The organism is Trichocoleus sp. FACHB-262 (assembly GCF_014696035.1).
Classification (GTDB): domain Bacteria; phylum Cyanobacteriota; class Cyanobacteriia; order FACHB-46; family FACHB-46; genus Trichocoleus.
Genome location: NZ_JACJPK010000112.1, coordinates 14,418 through 36,873 on the forward strand (window position 1 = coordinate 14,418; position 22,456 = coordinate 36,873).

The window sequence follows — 22,456 nt, forward strand, 5'->3', positions numbered from 1 at the left end:
TATGGTGAATTCTTCTGTTGATGCTCAGTTCCAACGCCACATCTCCTCTGCGATTCTGAAGCTGCAAACTCGATCGCCCTTTTTTGCAACGCTGGCTTTGTTTACTCGGATTCGCGCCAGTTCTATCGTTGACACGGCAGCCACGGATGGGCGCGACATTTTTATCAACCCCGAATTTACTAAAACGCTTTCCACGCCTGCTCTAGATGGATTATTGCTGCATGAAGTGCTACACGCGGCTTTGCTGCATGTGCCTCGGCGACGAACGCGCGATCGCCTACTATGGAATATTGCTGCCGATATCGTGGTAAATGGGATGGTAGCGCAGCAGGCAGGTCTGGAGGTTCCCCCCGGTGCGATTCGGGACAAGTCGTTGGAACACCTGAGCGTGGAGGAGGTGTATGAACTGATGCAAAAAGAGAGCCGCCTGTATTCATGCACGTTGGTAGATCTGGTGGATGGCAATGGGGCCAATCTAGGCGGTGAACACAACCAGGCGGGGTTAGAAGCCTATTGGCGAGATGCGATGCGGCAGGCGATCGTGGTTGCTCACGCGACCCAGTCTCAAGGCAGCATTCCGGCTGGATTTGAGCGCGAGTTCGGCAACTTAACGCATCCTCAACTGGATTGGCGATCCTACCTTTGGCGTTATTTGGTGCGCACGCCAACCGATTCCAGTGGCTTCGATCGCCGTTTTATTGGGCGCAAGCTGTACCTAGAAACACTGGAGGGGGAATCGGTCAAGGTCTATGTGGCCATCGACACTAGCGGCTCGATCAGCGATCGTGAGCTGCGGCTGTTCCTGAGTGAACTCGGAGGCATTCTCAGATCCTATCCTCATCTAGACTGCGAACTGTACTACGCAGATGCGGCGATTTATGGTCCCTACGAACTGCAATCTGACAGTCCTCCGCCCAAACCTTTAGGAGGGGGTAGCACGTCTTTTGTGCCGTTTTTTGAGAACGTGCAGCGTCGTCATGCGATGGATGATCAAACAGGTGTGTGCGTTTATCTGACGGATGGCTATGGTGAGTTTCCAGTCGCCCCAGAACTTCCGGTCTTGTGGGTAGTAACGCCGGGCGGGTTAGACTTGAAGGAATTTCCGTTTGGTGAAACGGTCCGATTGCTCTCGATCGCCTAAATTGCTGCTGAGCGACCTCAGATCAACCTATGCCCCAGCCATTCCACTCTCCAACCGATTACATGGCTCTGTTAACGCAAGGGGTTTCTGCCTGGAATGCATGGCGATCGCAGATCTATAATACCTGGTTCTCAGAGGAGACTCCCGATCGCAGCTTGCGGAATCTGAACTTGCGTAGCGCTAATCTTCAAGGCACCCAATTAACCCGGATTAACTTTCGCGATTGTGATTTGCGGGGAGCCAACCTGAGTGGGGCAGATTTGAGCGAGGCAAAACTCTACTGCGCCAAGTTGGATGGGGCAGACCTGAGTGGCGCAAATCTGCAAGGAGCCAACCTCAGCCGTGCCAGTTTGGCTGGCGTGAACCTATCTGGCGCAAACTTGATCGGGGCCAATTTGAGTAACACCGATCTGAGTGGCTACGATTTCAGGGGCTACAATCTCCAGCGGGTGAATTTTTCTCAGTCCAATCTGGCAAAGGCCCAATTCCATGAGGCTGATTTGACTCAGGCAACCTTGCAAAGAGCGAGTTTGCAGCGGGTGGATTTGACTCAAGCAACGTTACACAAAACTCGGTTTCGCTACGCCAATTTGGAACAGGCAAACTTCAGAGGCTGTAAATTGAGCCACATTGATTTTAAGTATGCCAACCTTAGCAGTGCGAATCTGGAGCAGTCCAACCTAACGGATGCCAACTTAGGGCGGGCAGATTTAAGGAAAGCTGTGTTAGTCAGAACAATTCTGCACCGTGCCAACTTCACCTCAGCCAAGCTGAATGAGGCAAACGGCAAGGATCTGGATGGCCGATCTGCCAACTTCCGAGGGGCATCTCTGACAAAAACCTGTTTTACGAATGCAAACTTGAGTCAGGCAAATTTTCAACTGAGTAAGCTCCATGAAGCCATGCTCAATCGCGCTAATCTCACGGGGGCAAACCTGGAGAGAGCAAGGTTAACGCAGGCAATTCTCAGTGAATCAACTCTGGTTAATGCTGTGCTCGTTCAAGCTGACCTATCTCAAGCGGGCCTAGATCAGACGAATCTATTGGGAGCCAATCTTTCTAAGGCGAAGTTGCAGTGGACGACCCTCACAAACTCCTCCCTCGTTGGAGCCGACTTGACATCGGCAGACCTGAGAGGAGCAGATTTGACAGGGGTAAATCTGCTGGGGGCTGACTTGAATAGTACGTGGCTAGTCGGCGCAACAATGCCGGATGGCACCAAGCAACGATGGTGACGATGGCAATACACAAGTTAACCGCTAAGATGAACTTGGCAGTCCATGGTTGGTTTCGCGTGTCTCTGCAAAGACAAGTTGCGATAGAAGACCGTTTGATTCGGTCGCTGCCACCGCTTCGCTCTCTCATTCGGCAAATTTTATCCTTGCAGCTAAGATAAACTTGGCAGTCCATGGTTGGTTCGCGTACCCTCTCATAAGGATCACTGCGATCAAGACCGTTTGATTCGGTCGCTGCCATCCCTTAACGATCGAACTCAGCAAACCCCATTCTTATCGCTAAGATAAACTTGGCAGTCCATGGTTGGTTTTGCTGTGCTTAATCCTTTTCTGCCAGTAGAAGAACCGTTTGATTCGGTCGCTGCCACCCTTTGATGGCTGAATTCAATGGACATTCCTCCAGAGCAACTCGACCTCTGTTTTTCGGTGTTGCAGCAGATTGCCGATGATCCAAGTCTGCTGGAGCAGCACGATCGCCTGAAACCCCTGATTAATAGAATTCACCGAAAGATGCGGCGAGTGGATCGCAGAACGAGACGGGGGCACGATCGCCAACTGCAAGCCACCACAGCGATCGTGCGACAACAATTGCAGCCTCCACAGAAATTTCTCACACCATCGTTAAAATCAGCATTACCCGAGGAACCACAGGGTATGGCTGATCTGTGTCAGCCCAAACCTTGCTACATCTGCAAACAACCCTACACACAACTTCACCCGTTCTATCACTCGCTCTGTCCTAAGTGTGCAGAGCTCAACTATCAAAAACGACAGCAGCGGACTGATTTAACCGGACGCATGGCACTGGTGACTGGTGGACGAATCAAGATCGGCTATCAAACCGGTCTACGCTTATTGCGCGATGGGGCGCAAGTTCTGCTTACCACGCGCTTTCCGCGTGACTGTGCCTATCGCTATAGCCAGGAAGCCGATTTTGACCAGTGGCGCGATCGCCTACAGATCTATGGGTTAGATCTTCGCAATCTCCCCGCTCTTGAAACCTTCATTCAGCACTTGCTGCACACCACATCGCATCTAGATATCCTGATCAACAACGCTGCCCAAACTATCAAGCGATCGCGATCGTTTTATCAATCGTTGTTAAACCAAGAACGCCAGCACCCCCTTTGCCCTGCTGCTCAAGCCCTACTGGTCGCTGCCAATGCGCCGCCGCTGCTGGAAACTTCGTTGTCGATTTCAGAGGATAGGGTCGATGCTGCGATCGCCAACCTGCAATCTCTAGATGCGGACGGGCAACCGATCGATTTGCGTGCGATCAATAGCTGGTCGCTCAAACTGGATCAGGTAAGTAGCCTGGAACTGGTAGAAGTGCAGTTGGTGAATGCGATCGCCCCATTCATCCTTAACAGCCAATTGAAACCATTGCTGCTGCGATCGACCTTCGATCGTCGCTTTATTATCAATGTTTCTGCGATGGAAGGACAATTTAACCGCTCTAGTAAAACGGTCTATCATCCACACACCAACATGGCGAAAGCAGCCCTTAATATGATGACCCGAACCGCCGCTGCCGACTATGCTCAGGACAATATTTTTATGAATAGTGTCGATACCGGTTGGATTACCGATGAGAATCCTTATCCTAAAAAGATGCATCTGCAACACGATCGCGGCTTCTATACGCCCCTGGATCCGATCGATGGCATGGCGCGAATCTACGATCCCATCGTGCAAGGCATTGAGCAAACAGAAACGCCTTTCTACGGCTATTTCCTCAAAGATTACATTCCGTATCCCTGGTAGCTGCTTATGACTGATTTGCCCCTCCAGTGTCCGCTGCCACAGCCGATTCCCTCGTCCGAAGCTGTCCTGGATGACTTAAGTCCATTGCTGGCCTATTTGCCGACTAATCAGCCGATCGCCCAAAAACTGGTTTTTCCCCGGGGCACAGTCATGTCGGATGGTCGCTTAGATCTGTGCAAACAACAGTTAGGCGTAACAGGCTGCGAATTAGTGACGGCAGCATTAACCCACAACCACACGATCGTCAGCCTTCTCCTTGGTACCAATGGCATGGGCGATCGGGGTGCAGCGGCAGTTGCCAAACTCATTGGACGCAATGATCATCTAGGCGTGATTTATCTGGGCTGCAATGCCATCTCGGCAACCGGAACAGCGGCGATCGCAGATGCCCTAACTGTCAATGAAACTGTTCATAGCCTTTGGTTAAAACGCAATCCGATTGGGATTGATGGGGCTTACGCCCTAGCCGAAATGTTGCATCAGAATCGCACGATTCACACCCTGGATCTGGTTCATACCCATCTAGAAGACGCAGGATTCGCAGCAATTCTAGATGTCCTGGCTCATCGCAATCGCACAGTTAAACGGTTGTATCTGGGCGGTAACCAACTAGATGCAAACCACGCTTCCCTACTCGCTACCCTGTTACAGCAGAATCCATCCCTCACCACGCTATCTCTAAATGTGAATCAGCTCGGAGATTCCGGGCTAGAGCATCTGAGCGTAGGCTTGCAGCAAAACTGTACTCTGACAGAATTAGGGTTAGCCAGCAATGGCATTAGCGATGTAGGATGCTGTACGTTGATATCCGCATTGCAAAATCATCCCACTCTGCGCCGTTTAGATCTGGGCTACAGTCCCTCAACCAATGCTCTCTCTGCCCAACCCAACGGCATTGGAAATCAGGGAGCGAAAGCGATCGCCCAATTTTTGGCTCAAAATCCACCACTCGTCTGGCTAGATCTGAGTAATCACTTGATTCAAGAATCTGGCAAAACAGCGCTACGGAATGCATTAGCGACGAATCACACCCTGCAATTTTTGCACCTGGATGGCGATTACGATCGTCAACTTGAATCCTTGTTGCAGCGGAATCAACGACAGCACTCAACAGATGAATGGCAAGTCCCCCCAGAAATTGCCCTAATCCAAAGCGTTTACCGCTGAATTACCGCACTGAATGTTGGTAGGGTTAAAGCAACTCACCTGTGAAAAATGTCTTGAGAGATTAGCTCTGACATGCCACACCATCCCCGTTTCCAACCGAATCGATGCGGGTCGGGTGCTACCACTTGGAACCGTCGCTTGGAAATGTCCCCACAATCCAAATCAGGTAGAGCAGGTGGAATGCACACGCCTGGGTAGGCTGGGGAACATGTGCTGATGACGGTTCCCGCTTGATTAGTTTGGGCCGAGAGAGGAGTGGGAGAGATCAGGAAGATCGCGTCTGCCAATTTAGGAAATCGATTCGTGCTTTTACCGGGAGGGATAGGATTAGCGTTTCCAATGGAGGTGGAGATAATGCGATCGCCGTAAAGGTTTTGAGTTGGCTTGCTGGGTAAAGAAGGTTGTCGTTTAGTGGAAGAAGTAGGCTTTTAATCATGCGAATTCAGCCAGCCATTCGATCTTTTTACAGCACTATCGGCCTACCTTTGATGCCTACCTTTTCCTTGTCATTTTGATTACCAGCCTCTGCGTTCAATTCAATATCGGGCCACGTACCCTGATGCTTCCCATTGCTGTTGTTGGCCTTTCAATCTCTTTTCCATTGGGCTTCTTTAGGATCTGGCAGCGATGGCAGAACCCTGGTGGGGGGACAGAGGGGGTTCTAAGGCAGATGTAGCAGAGGATTGAGAGACAATAGGCAAAGAGAGAAAGGTCCCCGCTTGTTGAGAAGACCTTCCATAATCAAGATGCCTGAATTCTACCAAACTCATCTGCGCTCTTGCCTCAGCCGGGCTCAATTTCTCCTACTCCTGCTGGTGATTCAACTCCTGCCAACTCTCAAAAGTATCAAGCTCGAATCCCTCGCCGCTAATCTACCCATTCCGATTCAAAGTGAAAGCCGTCTGCTCCTGCCAACTCTCAAAAGTATCAAGCTCGAATCCCTCGCCGCTAATCTACCCATTCCGATTCAAAGTGAAAGCCGTCTGCGGAAGTTGAAACGCTTTTTGAGTTCAAGTGAGTTGAGTTTTGAACGCCTCTGGCATCCAATTCTGATTGAACAGTTACACAAGATTCATGCACCCGGTGCGAGCATCTATGTTGCCCTGGACCGCACGCAATGGAAGCAGACGAATTTGTTAGTGCTCATCCCTCTTTTGTCACTCGCGAAAAACAATAAATAACAGTGATACAAGAGCACTGTTTCCACCAATTCATCCAAGCATTGTCCAACAAATTTTGGTGATTTCAGCCATTCTCTGGCAGGTCAGGTATTCTCTAGCAGGAGTGACAAAAGAGGGATTACTTAGTCATTATCAATTGCTCCTTTCCTACATATTGGGGCAGGTTGGCATATCATCTCCAAGGAGGAGCCTTGCTAGACTGGGCAGTGCTTCACCGTAGGTTGGGTGAATGTGAACCGACTGCTCTAGTACCTGCCACGTGGCTTTCGCTTCCATAAGTGACAAAAAGACATGCACGAGTTCAGCCGCTTCGTATCCAACTAGCGTTGCTCCTAAAATCAAATTTGTGTGAGTGTCGACGACCATGCGGTAGAAACCTAGATCGTGCCCCCACTCAATGCTACGAGCGATATGAGCCATTGGCAGAGTAACTTCACAGGCAGCAATGCCTTGTTTCTGAGCCTGCTCTAACGTCACCCCCACTCGACCCACTTGCGGTTCTGTGTAGACGGCATAGCCTAGTACCCGATCGTTGCGTGTCCGGTGTTCACCACATAGAATGGCTTTCAAGCGACGATAGTCTTCCCAAGAAACATGGGTGAAAGCAGGTTGTTTGGCAACGTCTCCGATCGCATAAATTCCAGGGCAAGTTGTCTGAAACTGATCGTCAATTTTGATAAAACCCTGTTCATCTAATTCAACACCTGTCACTGCAGAATTTAATGCCCTAGTATTCGGGTTGCGCCCGATCGCAATTAGCAATGCTTCCCCATCGAGCACTTCACCATTACTCAGCGCTAGGGTAAACACACCGTTGGTATAAGCGACCTGCTTAACGGTCACATTGAAATGCAGCCCGATTCCATCTTGCTTAAATGCATCTAATAGCACAGCACTGACATCGGGTTCTTCTTGAGCCAGCAGGCGATCGCCCCGCACAATTAATTCGGTTTGGCTCCCTAAACGTGCCATTCCCTGCCCTAACTCCAGAGCAATGTAGCCACCGCCGACTACAAGCAACCGAGGTGGAATCTGCTGCAAATCAAAGAAATTTCGGTTGGTGAGATAAGGCGTTCCAGCTAAACCAGGAATGTCAGGAATACTAGAGGATGTTCCTGTATTGATGACGATGATTGGAGCCTGCACCGTCACACCTCCGCCGCTTACCGTCCGCTCTCCAGTGAAAGTGGCTTCAGCACAGACGACTCGAACCCCTGGACTTTCTAGCCTTCGTTTAGTGCCCCGGTTAAACTGGCTGCGAATGCCACGCACCCGCTCCATCACGACAGAAAAATCGACTTCAACCTGTGCGTGTATGCCTAGCTTTGCAGCTTGTCGAGCGCGACCTGCAGCATGGGCAGCGGCTAGAAAGGCTTTGGAGGGAGTACAGCCATAGTTTATGCAACTGCCGCCCAATGCATCACGCTCAAATAGAACGACTTTCTTTCCTGCTTTGGCGAAGTCAGCCGCGAGTGGAACTCCGCCCTGACCACTTCCAATCACAATCACATCTGCTGTTTCCATGGTTACCTCTGCTGATAGGTGGTCATTACAGTTTGTCGGATGAATCAATTGGTTTTGAACTAACGCAGTGGCCTGAATGCCACGCGGATCTCCTCAGAGAAGAGCTGCGGCTGTTCCCAGGCTGCGAAGTGGCCGCCCTTGTTGGCCTCATGGAAGTAGATCAGGTTGCGATAGGCGCGCCGAGCCCATGTCTCTGGAGCCCGATATATCTCCCCCGGAAATACCGTGATGGCCACCGGGAGGGAAATCTCCGCGGTCTTCTGTGCGATCGCGTTCAAAAGACTAGTCTTGTTCTCCCAGTACAGTCGAGCTGACGAGACTGCGCTGTTCGTTAGCCAGTACAGCGTGATGTCGTCCAGCACCTCGTCTTTCGTCGGGGACTTTGCAGAATCGCTGCTGCTGCTTGTCCACTGGGTGAAGCCTGGATGCCCAAGCAGCCACGCTGCGAGTCCGGTCGGCGAGTCCGTCAGGCCGTACCCGATTGTCTGCGGACGCGTGCCCATGATCACGGCGTAGGCCCGTTCTTTCTTATTGAAGGTGTCAAGTGAGTCGAACGCTGCCCGTTCCTTCTCGGATAGTCCTGCTGGTGCAGGTCCGCCGCTGGCGAGCACCGGGGCTACATCGGGCGGTATCGTTGCTGGTAAGTTGATGTGGATGCCGAGTAATCCTGGCGGTGCCTGGCGTGCCATCGCGATAGAGATGGGGGAGCCCCAGTCGCCGCCCTGGGCAACGTAACGGGTGTAGCCGAGGCGCTGCATCAGTTCCGCCCAGGCTCGTGCGATGTGGTCGGGGTCCCAGCCGGTGCCCGTCGGTTTGCCAGAGAAGCCATAGCCAGGAATTGATGGGATGACCAAGTCGAAGGCGTCTTCTGGGCGTCCTCCGTAGGCTGTCGGGTCGGTCAGCGGGCCGATGATCTTTAGCTGTTCAATGACCGATCCGGGCCATCCGTGCGTGACAAGCAACGGCAAGGCGTTCGGATGCTTGGAGCGGACGTGGATAAAGTGAATGTCCAGTCCGTCGATGTTCGTGACGAACTGCGGTAAGGCATTCAGCTTCGCCTCGGCTTTCCGCCAGTCATACTCTGTCCCCCAATAACGAATAAGCTCCTGCATGGTCGCCAGTTGGACGCCCTGGGACTGATCGGTAACCGTTTCTCTGTCAGGCCAGCGGGTCACTGCAATGCGTCGGCGGAGGTCGTCGATCGCCTCCTGCGGAACGTAAACACGAAAGGGGCGGATGGCGTTGTCTTGAGTTGCGATCGCCTCAGACACAACCTGGGTTTGTGTGCGAGTCTGGGCGGATTGCTGCGCTAGCACGAGAACGGGCAGTGCTAGCAGCACCATCGCTGCAAAGAGCATGACGAGAAGTCGCAAGAGCAGGACAAACGTACTTGTGGTGCGGGTTTTAGTTTTGTAGCGTCCTTCTTTCAATTTGGTCATGCGTTTTCTCTTTGCTGCAAATGGTTCGTTCCGTGGCTCAGGTTAAACCCGATCAGTAACCGTCAACTTCGACGACAGCTTTAGCAAACTCCTGTGGCGCTTCTTGTGGCAGGTTGTGCCCAATGCCGCCTTTGATAGTCCGGTGCGAATATTTGTCCGAAAATTTCTTGGCATAGGAACTGGGATCTGGATGCGGCGCGCCGTTGGCATCACTCTCTATTGTGATGGTAGGTACGGTGATCATGGGGAATATGGCGAGTCGCTTCTCAAACTCGTCATACTTCGACTCGCCTTCGGCTAATCCAAGCCGCCAGCGGTAGTTGTGGATCACGATGTCGACGTGATCCGGATTGTCGAAGGCCGTGGCGCTGCGATCGAACGTCGCGTCATCAAAGTTCCATTTCGGTGAGGCAAGTCGCCAGATGAGCTTGTTGAAATCGTGTCGATATTGTTCGTAGCCAAGCTTGCCGCGTTCCGTCGCAAAATAGAATTGGTACCACCATTGGAGTTCGGCTTGCGGTAGCAGTGGTGTCTGGTTGGCCTCAGGGTTGCCGATCAAATAGCCACTTACGGAAACGAGTGCCTTGCAGCGTTCGGGCCAGAGCGCTGCGATAATGTTGGCGGTGCGTGCGCCCCAATCATAACCAGCGATGACTGCCTTCTCGATCTTAAGCCCATCCATCAAAGCAATGATATCGACCGCAAGTGCCGACTGTTGCCCATTGCGGGGTGTCTCGCTTGAAAGAAATCGGGTCGTGCCATAGCCCCGCAAATACGGGACGATCACCCGGTACCCCGCCGACGCCAACAAAGGGACGACATCGACATAGCTGTGAATGTCGTAAGGCCATCCATGCAGAAGGATGACTGGACGACCATCCGCGGGACCCGCTTCGGCGTATCCAACATTCAAGACACCAGCATCGATCTGCTTCAGTGAGCCGAATGATGTGTTTGCCCCCGACTTTATCGTGGACAGAGCGGCTGGTTGTGTTTTGCTCGTTTGGGCGATCGCAGAACTGAATCGACCAAGCTGTGTAGTCGCAATGGCCATAGCTGTAATGCCCAAAAAGCGGCGTCGTTGATGGTTGATTTTGTCGGACATTTTCTAATCCTGTTCGCCGATCGATTGGGCGTAGGTTTTGCCGTACGGGTAGAAGAGTTCTTTGTGGTCTTGCTGCCACGCCGCTTTCAGTTCAGGTGTGGTGATGTCCCAGTCCGGTCGGCATTTCTTGAGAACAGCGCGCAGGTCCTGACGCAGCTCTTCCAGAGTGGGTCGCCCGAAGAACCAGTAGCCCATGTAGATCTTGTAAATAACCAGACCCGGTTCCAGGACGATCGTGTAGGGGATCATAGGATTGTGGAGTGGGTCTGTGTATTCGGCGATATCGAGGTCTTTTTGGAGTTTGCGTCCCGCGTCGGAGAGGAACGGCCAGTGGGCACCGACACCGCTGCGATATTCATTCGTCTCCGTGATGTTGTCGGTGCTGATCGTGACCAAACGGCAATAGCCGACCTCGATCTCACGATGAAGTTGAACCAATCCTTCAGCCTGTCGGCGATCCTTTGGGCAGTACCCTCCGCGGCTGAGGACGAGAACCATCGGATGTTGTCCTTGCAGCTCGGAGATTTTCCGACGTTTCGCGGTGTGGTCGGGCAGTTCGTAGTCGGGGAAGACAGCCCCTGGAACAATATCAGAGCGCATTCGAAAACTCCTTTCTGGTTGGAATTGATAACCTCAGTAAGAGGAACCGACAAAGCCCCTCAAGCCGCGACTTGAGTCCGCGTGAATTCAGCAGCGTGCAATTTCACGAAGTCGTACATACTCGTCGACGTCTTGCCAGTGAGCTTGAATAGGTCGTCCGTCATGCGGTCGTACCGCCCCTGCGCGTGAAGTTCGGCCATCACCGCGAGGTGGTTAAGGAGGTGCGTTGGCACCCCAAACTCACGCAGCGTATCAGTCCATCCGGAGAGCGGCACGTTACGATAGCGGATCGTTCGACCCAGTGCCTCGGAGAACGCGCGCGCATAATGGTTCAGATCAGCCGACTCAAATCCGGTCAGATTGTAAACCTGATCAATGTGCGAGGTAGGGTCGTCTAGGATCACGGAAACGGCGTGCGCTACATCAACCGCCGAGATCGGTGAGGTCTTGCTGTTACCTAGCGGCAGCGCCAGTTCGTCATTGTCCCGGACGCCAGCAGCGGCGAGACGTAGAAAGAAACTTTCGAGGAAGACCGTCGGCCGCACGGTCACGACCGGTAGCCCCGACCACGTCAATGCCTGTTCTGCCAGCCAGTGCAGCTTGTGCTGTGGGCTGTCAGTGGTCTCGGTAATGCTCATCTGCGTCACCGTCATCTGCGACATGTTCACGAAAGCCTCGACCCCGTGGTGCTTCGCCACTGCAGCGGTGTTAACCGTGGCTTCGAGATACGCCGCCGAGACCGACATGCCGAAATAGATGCGCGCGCAACCTTCGATCGCCTGGTGCATTGAGGCAAGATCGGTCAGATCGCCTTGCACAACCTCGGCTCCAAGTTGGCGCAGAGCTTCACCGCGTTCATCTTCCCGCCGGACCAGGGCGCGCACCTTGTGCCCCTTGGCGAGCAGCATTGCGGTGAGGTTGCGGCCAATTGCACCGATATCGCCAGCTGCTCCGGTCACGAGGATTGGGCTGTCATGTATGGATTCCATCGTCATATCATTGACCTTGCGTTCACTTTTCTGCCACTCGTTGCGAAGGCGTATCTGTTTGCGTGATTAACCAAACGTGAAGGCAAAAGCTTCCACCCCAGAATCCAGAAACTCGATCTCGAACTGGCGATCGCTGATGGGCTTTGGCTGCCTGACCAGTTGGTACAACCGCTGTTCGGTAACCGTGCCTTCTCCTCTCTCATTGACATCAAGTCCACGAGCCGCGACTGCTGGCTGGCCGTCTATAAGCACACGAAACCGCACCGACGTTCCTTCGGCTGGCCCCATGACGAGATGCAGGTCACGGGCGTGGAAGCGGTACACAATCCGCCCACCGGGCTTATTTAGTACAATGGCTTGTCTGCCGATGGTCCATTCGCCCGAAAGTGCCCATTGATTAAGTCTCAATTGCGCGGGGGCGGTATATAAATGAGGCTTGTTTAACTCCGCGCGACCGGGAGAGGCAAAATTCTCCGTTCTTTCGTAGCCGAGGTAGTTTTCCGGCGATCGCAGGCTGTTCCAATCGGCGGCAGCTTCAAAACCGCGAGCATCGACTTCGACCATTTCCTGACCGACACGGCCAGTTCCAGATTCAGACAGGAGCTGTTGAATGACCTGTTCCGATCGCTCGTACTCACCCTCGCCGAAGTGATGATGACGAATGCGTCCTTGCGTATCTATAAAATAAAGGGCTGGCCAATAATGGTTCTCGAACGCGCGCCACACGGCATAATCATTATCTACGGCGATCGGATAGTCAATTCTGATTTCCGTCAACGCTCGGTGGACATTATCGATATCCTTCTCGAATTCAAACTCTGGCGTATGTACACCAATGACGACTAGTCCCTGATCTTGATACTTCTCGGCCCAAGCGCGAACATAAGGGAGTTGGCGCAGCCAATTGATGCAGGTATATGTGCAGAAGTTGATCAGCACGACTTTTCCACGCAGTTCGTCAACGGTTAATGGCTGCGAATTAAGCCACGCGATAGCGCCGACAAGAGAAGGCAGGTCGCCTTCAATCGGTAACTTAGCCGTTGCCGACGTAGCGTGCTGTGCGGTGCAGCTGAGCATGCCAAGCGGAGCGGCAGCAATAGTTTTAAGCATGGTTGTTAAAAAGTAGCGGCGATTATGATTGATTTTTTTAGACATGCACTGACCTCCCTGTCGTTGCGTTCGGATAGGTCCAGTGGAATTAGAGAGCCTCGACAGTTGCACTGATAAGGATATTTTTCATAATTAACGCAGCGATCGGAACCCCGCCCTAATTTCCTGAACAAAAATCATTGGCTGCTCCCAAGCCGCGAAATGGCCCCCTTTGTCAAGCTGGTTGTAATAAATGAGATTGGGATACGCCCGCTCGGTCCAGCTCCGTGGAGCCTCATATTGCTCACCAGGGAAGACGCTCACCGCCACTGGAATGGAGACGCCTTTGGTGTTGAAAAAGCCACCCTTGTATTCCCAATAGAGACGGGACGCCGAGACCCCCGTGTTCGTCAGCCAATAAAGCGTGATGTTGTCGAGGATCTCGTCGCGGGTCAGTTCGCCTGTGGCGCTGGTTGTCCGGTTGAGGGCCTCGACGACTGCTGCTGCCGGCTGACCGCCAGCATCATTGTGATCAAGAAGCCAAGCGGCCAGTCCAACAGGTGAATCTGCAATTCCGTACAAGGTTTGCGGACGCGACGCCATCAATTTGGCGTAGTCGACTTGCTTGAACGTTCTGACTAGCTGCTCATAGGCACGCTGTTCGTCAGCCGAGAGACCCAATGGCGCTGGGCTGCCAGCTAGGAGCGCTTTGTCAACATCAGCTGGAACAGTAGCAGGCATGTTGGTGTGGATGGCAAGCAATCCTGTAGGTGCCTGCAAACCCATCTGATCGACGACAAACGCGCCCCAGTCGCCACCCTGAGCGACGTAGCGGTTGTAGCCCAGCCGCTTCATCAACACGTCCCAGGCACTTGCCATGCGCTCGACGCCCCAGCCAGTAGTGGTCGGCTTGCCAGAGAAACCGTAACCGGGCATCGACGGAATCACCACATGGAAAGCGTCCGATGCACTCGCACCATATGCTGTGGGATTGATCAATGGATCGATAATCTTGAGCTGCTCGATGATCGAGCCGGGCCATCCATGCGTGACGATGAGCGGCAATGCGTTTTCGTGTCTTGAACGAACATGAATGAAATGAATGTCTAGTCCATCAATCTCGGTGATGAAGTGTGGCAAGCTGTTTAACTTTGCCTCGACCTTGCGCCAGTCGTAATCTGTCGCCCAATGGCGCGCGAGTTTTTGCATTGTCGCGAGCGGTAGACCCTGCGATAGGTCAGTGACAGTTTCCTTTTCGGGCCATTGCGTTGACGCGATGCGGCGACGAAGGTTGACGAGTGCTTCTTCCGACATGTTGATCCGGAAGGGGCGAATGGTGCTTGGGGCGGCGGACTGCACAGCTCCGGGTTGAGTCGTGGGGGTCTCCTTTGGTTTTGTTGGGCTCGATTGTGCATTGACAGAGCTGAATCGACCGAGCTGTGTAGTCGCAATGGTCATGGCCGCAATGCCCAAAAAGCGGCGGCGTTGATGGTTGATTTCTTTAAACATTGATTTTTAATTGGATTTAACTGAGGTTATGTATCGCCTGCCCACATTACTTAGCTTTGATAGTGGGGCGAGTTCTGGGTTTAAGTTCCGTTGCTCGCCCCATCGCTTAATGCAGCAAGGAAAAGGTCGTCCAAAACTCGCTCTAACAGCTAACAGTCTGACCGCATCACTTGGAAAGAACAGGCAAAATATTCTCCATGTAACGATCAGCGGCGGCGGTTGCCTCTTCTGGACTGCTGCCATTCTGACGCGCACTCAGATAGGGCGCATACCAGTTCCACCAGTGATGCTCGCCGTGAGTCTTCTCGTAGTAATCATGGCGCTCTGCCGTCTCGTGGAGAAGAGTTGCCAGGGTGGCAACGTCTGCTTGTGGAGAGTCCCATAAACGACCAGGAAGCCGCGTTGTGATTTCCTGGAGCAGCCAGAGGTTCCCGTCCGGGTCTTCAAATGAGGCAAAGGAGAAGTAGGAACGACCTTGCGGATCGCGTCCGGAGACACGTGGATTCTCCAGGGCGTTGTTGAAGGGACCGCCAGCATAGTGGAAGATCTCGCTCACATTGACACCGCGATCGCTCAAATCTTTGCGGGCAGCGTCCAGGTCATCCACAGCGAGAACTAGATTTTGTGCCGAGCCAGAATTGGCTGGAGTGACTCCCTTGCCGAAGATGATTGAGGCATCCGAGTTGGGCGGTGTCACATGCACGTTGCGGTAGCCGCCCGCCGCGATGTCGATGTCGAGTCGCCAGCCAAGATTCTCGTAAAATGCCTTCGTGCGCTCCACGTCAGAAACGGTGAATACCACAACTTCGAGTTTCATGTTTGGACGGTTTACTTGATTGCTACTCATCTTGTTCTCCTTTTGGTTAATAAGGTTGTTCAGATTGGTTACGTTTTATTCTTCTGCGATCGCCTTTGGCGGGTCAGGCGCTCCGGCCCAATGCAAACCACTGAAGTTGTTTGAGTTAAAACGCGATTTAAATGTCTGTCCTTCTTTCAACATCTTCAACATCCAAGTGAATTTAGCTTTGATGTACCAAAGGGTGGAATTGTACAGGGAAGGCTAATTCCTGTAATAGCGATAAGACTCTCACCCTCAGCAACAACGTAATTGGCGGCCTACTGCAAGCGGTTGCTCAGAGATAGACTTTGGTCTGAACTTTTAACTTATTATTTGAGCTGTAACGAAGCAGTGACAGCTTGAACTTCTTGTATGATTTTTCCGATCAGCTCACCTGCTGAGAGAGCTTCGGTTAATGCTGCTCCCTGTCCTGCCCACATACTGACAAAATCTGGAATTGATTGTTGAGCAGAAGCCTGACGCAAAACCCGCCCTATAGACATCTGCGCCGGGAATGGCAGCACTTTATCCTTGTTGTTTTCCATTTCATGGATAAATCGATTTCGGATGGCTCTGGCGGGCTTGCCGGAAAATACTTCAGTAATCACTGTGTCTTCGTCCTGACACTTGAGGACTGCCTGCCGATAGACTTCTGAGATGTTGTTTTCAGGGCAGGCGAGAAAGGCAGTCCCCATCTGTACCCCGCTTGCCCCCAGTGCAAATGCCGCAACAATTCCACGAGCATCCATGATTCCGCCCGCTGCCACGACCGGAACCGAGACCGCATCAGCTATCTGTGGCACTAACGCAGCTGTTCCAATCAATTCGTGTTCATAAGGTACTGCAAAGGTGCCGGGATGACCTCCAGCTTCAAAGCCTTGGGCGATGATGATATCGACTCCTGCTTCGACGAGCGCTTTTGCTTCACGGACGGTGGTCGCGGTCGCCAATACAATTGAGCCGATCGCGTGTATCTTATGAATTGCCTCAATGGGCGCAGGTCCAAAGTGGAAACTAAAAACAGGTACTTTCTCCTCAAGCAGGACAGCAAATTGATCTCCGAATGGTCCGAGTATCGGGATTGGTTCAGGCACAGGTCCGGCGTTTAGTTCGTTGTGCCATTTTGTTAATAGCTCAGACATGGGAGTTTGCTGCTCAGGCATCAGTTGATATGCTTCAACGGCTGGAGCAAACAAATTCACTGCGAAGGGTTGGTCTGTCAGCTCTCGAATTTGCCTGATAACGGAGCGAAGGTTAGCTGGTGGGGTGGCCGCCCCACCATACGAGCCTAGACCTCCTGCATTAGAAACAGCTGCAACTAACTCAGGTGTAGAAGCGCCAGCCATCGGAGCCTGAATGATTGGATGCGCGATCTTGAGTAGATCTATCAGTTCCGTCTTAGGCCACATAAATACCTCTCACATGCCTTACCAGTTGCATAGGAACCTCCAGAAACTTGCTAGAGAGTACGACAATGCCTTGTCATTGATGAACAATGAGATAATTTAGTAGTTTGTAAAGGAGACGGGCTTGCCATCTACTGAAATCAAGCGATCGAGGCGAATTTCAGTTCCATCTTGCAGCTTAAGGAATTCGCTTTTGTTGGCAGTATAGAGGTCGATAATTTTGCTTTCTATACTGGCTGCTTCACCAGTTTCTGTGCGATAGCGGATCGTACAAATCCGATGTAAGGTAGCGAGTGCTTCTAGCTCGTCGTAAAAACTACAGCTAACCGCTTGATACAGGTTTGCAGAGGCATCAGAACAGCCTGTATCGACAATGGTGTGTTGAGTTGAATCTGGGTTCAGTTTCATGGTTGATTCTCGACTGATGATGTAAGTGAGCAGAAAAAATAGCGAATTCTCTTTTTAGATTGATGAGCTTGCTCGTCAATCGCCCTACCACTCACTTCACCGAGGAAAACGCGGTCGGTGCTAGCAACTCGTTGCGGATGTTCTGCACGAGGGGACCGTTCTTCTCGCTTTCGGCCTTGGTCGCGATCCATTCAGGGTCGGCGAGGAATGCGTTCCAGCGCTCCTCACGCTCAGCCACACTGTCCCAGGCAAGCAGGTAGGTAAGCTGGTTACTCTCGCTCTCGCCAATCAGCGTTGTCCAGAATCCAGCCTGACGGATGCCATGCTTTTCCCAAATCTGTAATGTGTGATTTTGGAAGCGCGACAGCAGCGCGGATAGTCGTCCGGGCATGGAGTGATAAATGCGTAATTCGTAGATCATGCCTCTAATGCCCTGCACTCTGACCACCATCAACATGAAGGATTTCGCCCGTTACAAAGTTGGCAGATTCTAGATAGAGGATCGCATCAACGATGTCAGAGATTTCGCCCATCCGATCGATTGGGTGCATGGCAGCGAGCTGTGCATGGGTCTCGGCAGGATGCATTGGCGTCTTGATGTTACCCAGCGCGATCGCGTTCACCCGGATACCGCGCTTGGCATACTCGATCGCCAGTGATCGGGTCGCAGCATTCAGTCCACCCTTCGTCAGTGATGCGAGTACAGAGGGTACGCCAGCGATCGGGTTGTCAACCAGACTCGTTGAGATCTGCACAACATGACCGCTACCCTGCTTCTCCATCTCGGCGATCGCGAGTTGTGTCATATGAAAGAATCCAGTGATGTTGGTGCCCAGGTACGCTGCGTAGTCTGCCTCGGTGTACTCGGTGAACGGCTTGGCAATGAAGATTCCAGCGTTGTTGACCAGTGTGTCAATGCGCCCAAATCGGGTCACGCCTTCGATGATTGCACGCTCGGCAGTTTTTCGATCCGCGATGTCACCTGACACTGAGAGAATCTCATCATCGTCCGATGGCTGAATTGAGCGTGAGATCGCAATCACCCGATAGTTGCGATCGCGGTATGCCTTAACCAGGGCTGCACCGATGCCCTGCGATGCGCCGGTAATCACAGCGACTTTCTGTTCAGTGCTCATGTAAAACTCCTTTGGAAATGATGTTTAAATACTGATGTGTGAATCTTGCAGATCAGGCGATGGTCGAAGCTGTGATGCGCTGGTCATGGTCGGTGCTAGTCGCGACTAGCAGCCATGCTTCGATTTCCTGAGCCAATTTTGCGGCATTGCTCTGGCACATCGCGATCGCGTCTTTCCCGACGAGCAAATGCAGTGGCGGACGTTCTGTATTAGCGAGTTGAAGAATCACCTGAGCAAACTTTTTCGGATCTCCAGGTTGGTTGCCGTGTAGCGCATCAGCTCCGCTCCGGATCGGTCCTACTGTTGCCTGATAATCGGCAATAATGGTTTTAGCGGCAACATAAGATTCAGTGCTTAGGAAGTCAGTCGTAAAAAGACCGGGAGCCACTGCGGTGACATGGATGCCAAGTGGTGTCAGCTCCGCTGCTAGCCCTTTCGAGATCCCTTCGACCGCAAATTTAGTGGACCCGTACAATCCCCAGCCCGGAACCACATCGTGGCCAAACAAAGACGAGATATTGATCACCCGCCCGGATTTCCGCTGGCGTAGATAGGGCAACACCGCACGAGTCACATTCAGTAAACCAAACACATTGGTGTCATACTGTTTGCGAACTTCGGCATCCGTGGCTTCTTCGATCGCCGTGATTATGCCAAACCCGGCATTATTGACTAAGATATCAACCCGCTCGAAACGGGAAATGCCTTGCTGGACAGCCTCTTGTACTTGGTCTTCTTGGGTGACATCCATCTGCACAACATGCAGATCCGGGTGGTTTTGAAGGGCAGTGGTGAGTTGTGCGGGATTACTGCGGACCGTGGCTATGACCTGATCACCTATGGCTAAGGCTGCTCTGGCAATTTCTAACCCAAAGCCCCTGGAAGCTCCGGTAATTAACCATACTTTCTGCGTTTTCATCGTGTGTCCTTGTTTAAGGGGTTGTCTAGTGTGTTGGCTTTAGGTCGGTGAGCTTGCTGCCCATCTTGGTTAATTTCATGCTTCTGCGATCGCTCAATCCACACCACTCAAGTTCTTTGAGCTAAAAGCGACTTAATCATTCGGATTGGAGAAAGCAGTAGGAAGCGAAGTTGTTATATCTGATAGGCTTCAGGTGAGCTGCAGGATGAAGTAATTCTGGATTGTCCTGTTCACAAACATAAAGTTGAGTGATAGCGGCAACGGTGATGTTGCTATCATCCGGCTCACTGAAATTGCCAGAACTTCCTAGTTCAATTTCCTACCAGTTTAGTGTGTTGGTGGCGGCACAGGCGGCAAGTACGATGCACCTCTAATTGAATAGAATAGTGAGATGTGCGAAGCTCGTAGGCAATCAAAACCATTCCCCCAAATAGAACGGTAACTCCACTGAGAAAGACTATCAGTGCCATCTGTGCTAGCCAACTGACATTAGTGGCAACTGCTATGGAAATGACCAACATATCCAGCATAAAGACTAGGATAGAAGTATAAGTAAGAACAAGGGCATCATGCACGAAATGATGGTGTCTCAGGAGATCCCTCAGCAGGGATTCAAGTTCTTGTACCTTCTGAGCCTTGTGCCCATTGGGAGCTAGATCCGACTCCTGCAAGTTGCTTAGTTCTTGGTTGACGGCATGTAGGCGGTCGCCGAGGGAACCGTACCGAACAATCAAGCCGTTTACCACGATGGCACAAGTCGTGATCGTGACGACAGGAGCAATGATCAGGTTAATTGTCTTTGTCACTTCCTCAATTGACGACATAATGCCACACTCCCTTAGATAAGGCGTTAACCCGATCTCTATTTGGTTTCAGTGGGGTTGAATTCGGTGACTAACAACGCCCCCACTAGTAAAAATCGTTGCAATTTTGCGTCTTACTCTTTGTCGTTTATGACCAGGCTCTGTTCATTGGTATTGGCGACAAGCACTGCTAGGAGGCGTGCGGATTCAGTATCACTGGCATTGGCGCTGACACGATGATGATCGCCAGGTAATTCAAAAAAGTTTTCACCAGCGTGATATACCTGCTCTGGATTATCATTGATTTTGCTCCGAACCGCACCTTCCAGAACTGTTGCATAGATGAAAGCTGAGGCTGCATGGGTGTGAGGGATCGACGAGACACCTGGCGCATATTCGACCACCTGGACTTTCATGCTCTTGCCAGGGGCATTGGGAAGGGTATGGTCGAAGACCAACGTTACCTTTTCACCCAACACGGTTGAAGCTGCGAATACGGGGAGAGTTATGAATAGGGAGAGTGCCATGAATAAGGAGAGAGTTATGAATACAACTTTATGGAAAAATCTAGTCAACACTTCTGCTCTCCTTGTGTGAATACAAACGTGAATACAAGCTGGTAGATATCAATTCATCTGATGTGCTTTTATGCTGAACAAGCCGATCGTTGGTTAGATCTGTATAGGTTGAGCTTTGTAAAACTCAGCAGTTGCGCGATGTTGGACTTTGTGTCTTCAACTCAACTGATGTCAGCATTAAATTCTCATTGCTGATCTTTAAGCGATCGAGCGGTTGAGCCAGTTCTCGAAGTGCGTCGGGCCGATGCGCGAGTTGCCCTGAGGGACGAGTTGATCGTTCAACGCTGCACCAAAGTAACGGGCGTGACTGTCTACAACCACTTGGCGTGAGTCGTGAGTTGTACTCAGGAATTGGCGGATGATCTCCTCGAAACGGAACCGATCGGGACCCGCTAAGTCGATAATGCCATTTACTGGCGCTCCCAGTGTGATATCAACCAGCGTGTCAACAACGTCATCTGACCAGATGGGCTGGATAAAGGCAGACGGCAAGTGAACTGTTTGCCCATCAGTGGGGAATTGAGAGATGATCGTCTCGATGAACTCAAAGAACTGCGTAGCGCGGACGATTGTATAGGGGATTGCTGCGGACTGGATCAACTTTTCCTGAGCGACTTTCGCACGCATATAGCCGCTATCCGGGATGCGATCGGCCCCGACGATTGATACCATAACGTGATGAGTCACACTCGCGTCTGCCTCTGCTGCTAACAGGTTCCGGGTTGACTTCTCGAAGAACTCTAGCACCGCCGCATCTTCAAAGGAGGGTGAATTCGTCACATCGACAACAACTTGAGCACCTACTAGCACATCAGCCAATCCCTCACCTGTAACAGCGTTGACACCTGAAGAAGGGGACGCTGCGATCGCCTCATGTCCAAGCTCCTGTAGCTTGCTCACAAGCTTCTTGCCAATCAGCCCACTGCCACCAATAACAACAATTCTCATGGCAAAACCTCTAATAATTAGATAGGGGAATTGAGTTTGGCAGTCACCGTTGCGAGTTTGCTACCAAGTTGCAGGATACTTGTCTGTTGAACTTCATCCTTCAAATTGCCATTCTCCTCAAACGCTTGATAAGCGATGCTAATTGCCTGCTGATCGGGCAGCACCAGAACCCCAATGTTGCCAAGAATGGAACGGACGTGAACTAATCCTCGTAAGCCTCCCAACGCTCCAGGAGAAGCACTCATTAACACCGCAACCTTGCCTGCGAAACATTCCAATGGAAGTTCGCCCGGTTCAGAACGCGATGCCCAATCAATCGCATTTTTCAGCAGTGGGGTGATCGAACTGTTGTATTCTGGGCAGGCAATGAGGAAACCCTGATGCGCTTTCATCAAAGCCTTGAGCTTGAGGACATTCTCTGGCAGTCCCTCAGCCTCTTCCAAATCCCCATCGTAGAGCGGTATGGGCAGATCGCGGAAATCCAGGTATGTTACCTCTGCACCTGCGGCTTTCGCTCCTTCAAGGGCGACTTTCACCAGTTTTTTGTTGATAGAATCTTGGCGAGCACTCCCGGCAAAAGCGAGAATTTTGGTAGTGGTCATGAGTTTCTCCTTTTTAGTTTTCTCGTGATAAGTCTATGCTGGTTGAGTTTTGAGCCATCCGCAGTGAGTTGTGAA

General features: G+C 51.8%; 22 protein-coding genes. 5 read left to right on the forward strand and 17 right to left on the reverse strand.

All coding sequences use genetic code 11. The features are described from left to right. The first annotated feature begins 1 nt into the window (after window position 1). The 5 genes from H6F68_RS27510 to H6F68_RS27530 all read left to right on the forward strand — a co-directional run bounded on the left by H6F68_RS27510 (window position 2) and on the right by H6F68_RS27530 (window position 6,488). On the forward strand, window positions 2-1,141 hold the full coding sequence (locus H6F68_RS27510) for a DUF2201 family putative metallopeptidase (protein WP_190564034.1): 1,140 nt from the start codon (window positions 2-4) through the stop codon (window positions 1,139-1,141). Window positions 1,142-1,170: 29 nt separating this feature from the next. After that, complete coding sequence (locus H6F68_RS27515) at window positions 1,171-2,376, forward strand: pentapeptide repeat-containing protein (protein ID WP_190564035.1); 1,206 nt, start codon at window positions 1,171-1,173, stop codon at window positions 2,374-2,376. Between the two features lie 387 nt (window positions 2,377-2,763). Continuing rightward, a complete protein-coding gene (locus tag H6F68_RS27520; RefSeq protein ID WP_190564036.1) occupies window positions 2,764-4,140 on the forward strand; it encodes an SDR family NAD(P)-dependent oxidoreductase in 1,377 nt (458 codons plus the stop codon). A 6-nt stretch (window positions 4,141-4,146) separates the two neighbouring features. Continuing rightward, complete coding sequence (locus tag H6F68_RS27525) at window positions 4,147-5,307, forward strand: ribonuclease inhibitor (protein ID WP_190564037.1); 1,161 nt, start codon at window positions 4,147-4,149, stop codon at window positions 5,305-5,307. Window positions 5,308-6,053: 746 nt separating this feature from the next. Further along, on the forward strand, window positions 6,054-6,488 hold the full coding sequence (locus tag H6F68_RS27530) for a hypothetical protein (protein ID WP_190564038.1): 435 nt from the start codon (window positions 6,054-6,056) through the stop codon (window positions 6,486-6,488). Between the two features lie 147 nt (window positions 6,489-6,635). Here the strand turns inward: H6F68_RS27530 and H6F68_RS27535 are convergent, their stop codons facing one another. From H6F68_RS27535 to H6F68_RS27615, 17 genes are all read right to left on the reverse strand, one after another. Continuing rightward, window positions 6,636-8,012 (reverse strand): NAD(P)/FAD-dependent oxidoreductase, encoded by a 1,377-nt coding sequence (locus H6F68_RS27535; protein ID WP_190564039.1) that lies wholly within the window; start codon window positions 8,010-8,012, stop codon window positions 6,636-6,638. 59 nt (window positions 8,013-8,071) lie between these two features. After that, window positions 8,072-9,451, reverse strand: coding sequence for an epoxide hydrolase family protein (locus H6F68_RS27540; RefSeq protein ID WP_199300431.1), 1,380 nt, complete (start codon window positions 9,449-9,451; stop codon window positions 8,072-8,074). Window positions 9,452-9,503: 52 nt separating this feature from the next. Beyond that, complete coding sequence (locus H6F68_RS27545) at window positions 9,504-10,556, reverse strand: alpha/beta fold hydrolase (protein ID WP_190564040.1); 1,053 nt, start codon at window positions 10,554-10,556, stop codon at window positions 9,504-9,506. A 3-nt stretch (window positions 10,557-10,559) separates the two neighbouring features. After that, window positions 10,560-11,156, reverse strand: a complete 597-nt coding sequence (locus H6F68_RS27550; protein ID WP_190564041.1) for a redoxin domain-containing protein — start codon at window positions 11,154-11,156, stop codon at window positions 10,560-10,562. A 59-nt stretch (window positions 11,157-11,215) separates the two neighbouring features. Beyond that, window positions 11,216-12,151 (reverse strand): SDR family NAD(P)-dependent oxidoreductase, encoded by a 936-nt coding sequence (locus H6F68_RS27555; RefSeq protein WP_199300433.1) that lies wholly within the window; start codon window positions 12,149-12,151, stop codon window positions 11,216-11,218. 60 nt (window positions 12,152-12,211) lie between these two features. Continuing rightward, entirely contained in the window at window positions 12,212-13,300 is a 1,089-nt protein-coding gene (locus H6F68_RS27560; protein ID WP_190564042.1) for a thioredoxin family protein, read from the reverse strand. A gap of 87 nt (window positions 13,301-13,387) precedes the next feature. After that, window positions 13,388-14,743, reverse strand: coding sequence for an epoxide hydrolase family protein (locus tag H6F68_RS27565; RefSeq protein ID WP_199300435.1), 1,356 nt, complete (start codon window positions 14,741-14,743; stop codon window positions 13,388-13,390). A gap of 166 nt (window positions 14,744-14,909) precedes the next feature. Next, window positions 14,910-15,590 (reverse strand): VOC family protein, encoded by a 681-nt coding sequence (locus H6F68_RS27570; protein WP_190564044.1) that lies wholly within the window; start codon window positions 15,588-15,590, stop codon window positions 14,910-14,912. 320 nt (window positions 15,591-15,910) lie between these two features. Then, on the reverse strand, window positions 15,911-16,990 hold the full coding sequence (locus H6F68_RS27575; RefSeq protein ID WP_190564046.1) for a nitronate monooxygenase family protein: 1,080 nt from the start codon (window positions 16,988-16,990) through the stop codon (window positions 15,911-15,913). A 96-nt stretch (window positions 16,991-17,086) separates the two neighbouring features. Then, window positions 17,087-17,395, reverse strand: coding sequence for a Rho-binding antiterminator (locus tag H6F68_RS27580; protein WP_242065687.1), 309 nt, complete (start codon window positions 17,393-17,395; stop codon window positions 17,087-17,089). A 91-nt stretch (window positions 17,396-17,486) separates the two neighbouring features. Beyond that, window positions 17,487-17,816 carry an NIPSNAP family protein gene (locus H6F68_RS27585; RefSeq protein ID WP_190564048.1) on the reverse strand — a complete coding sequence of 110 codons (330 nt, stop codon included), beginning with the start codon at window positions 17,814-17,816 and terminating at the stop codon, window positions 17,487-17,489. A gap of 4 nt (window positions 17,817-17,820) precedes the next feature. Continuing rightward, a complete protein-coding gene (locus tag H6F68_RS27590; protein WP_190564051.1) occupies window positions 17,821-18,531 on the reverse strand; it encodes an SDR family NAD(P)-dependent oxidoreductase in 711 nt (236 codons plus the stop codon). A 52-nt stretch (window positions 18,532-18,583) separates the two neighbouring features. Then, window positions 18,584-19,450, reverse strand: coding sequence for an oxidoreductase (locus H6F68_RS27595; protein ID WP_190564053.1), 867 nt, complete (start codon window positions 19,448-19,450; stop codon window positions 18,584-18,586). A gap of 311 nt (window positions 19,451-19,761) precedes the next feature. Further along, window positions 19,762-20,274 (reverse strand): DUF2721 domain-containing protein, encoded by a 513-nt coding sequence (locus H6F68_RS27600; RefSeq protein ID WP_190564055.1) that lies wholly within the window; start codon window positions 20,272-20,274, stop codon window positions 19,762-19,764. Between the two features lie 113 nt (window positions 20,275-20,387). Further along, window positions 20,388-20,780, reverse strand: a complete 393-nt coding sequence (locus H6F68_RS27605; RefSeq protein WP_190564057.1) for a cupin domain-containing protein — start codon at window positions 20,778-20,780, stop codon at window positions 20,388-20,390. A gap of 249 nt (window positions 20,781-21,029) precedes the next feature. Further along, on the reverse strand, window positions 21,030-21,779 hold the full coding sequence (locus H6F68_RS27610; protein ID WP_190564059.1) for an SDR family oxidoreductase: 750 nt from the start codon (window positions 21,777-21,779) through the stop codon (window positions 21,030-21,032). Between the two features lie 17 nt (window positions 21,780-21,796). Continuing rightward, window positions 21,797-22,381 (reverse strand): NADPH-dependent FMN reductase, encoded by a 585-nt coding sequence (locus H6F68_RS27615; protein ID WP_190564061.1) that lies wholly within the window; start codon window positions 22,379-22,381, stop codon window positions 21,797-21,799. Window positions 22,382-22,456: the final 75 nt, after the last annotated feature.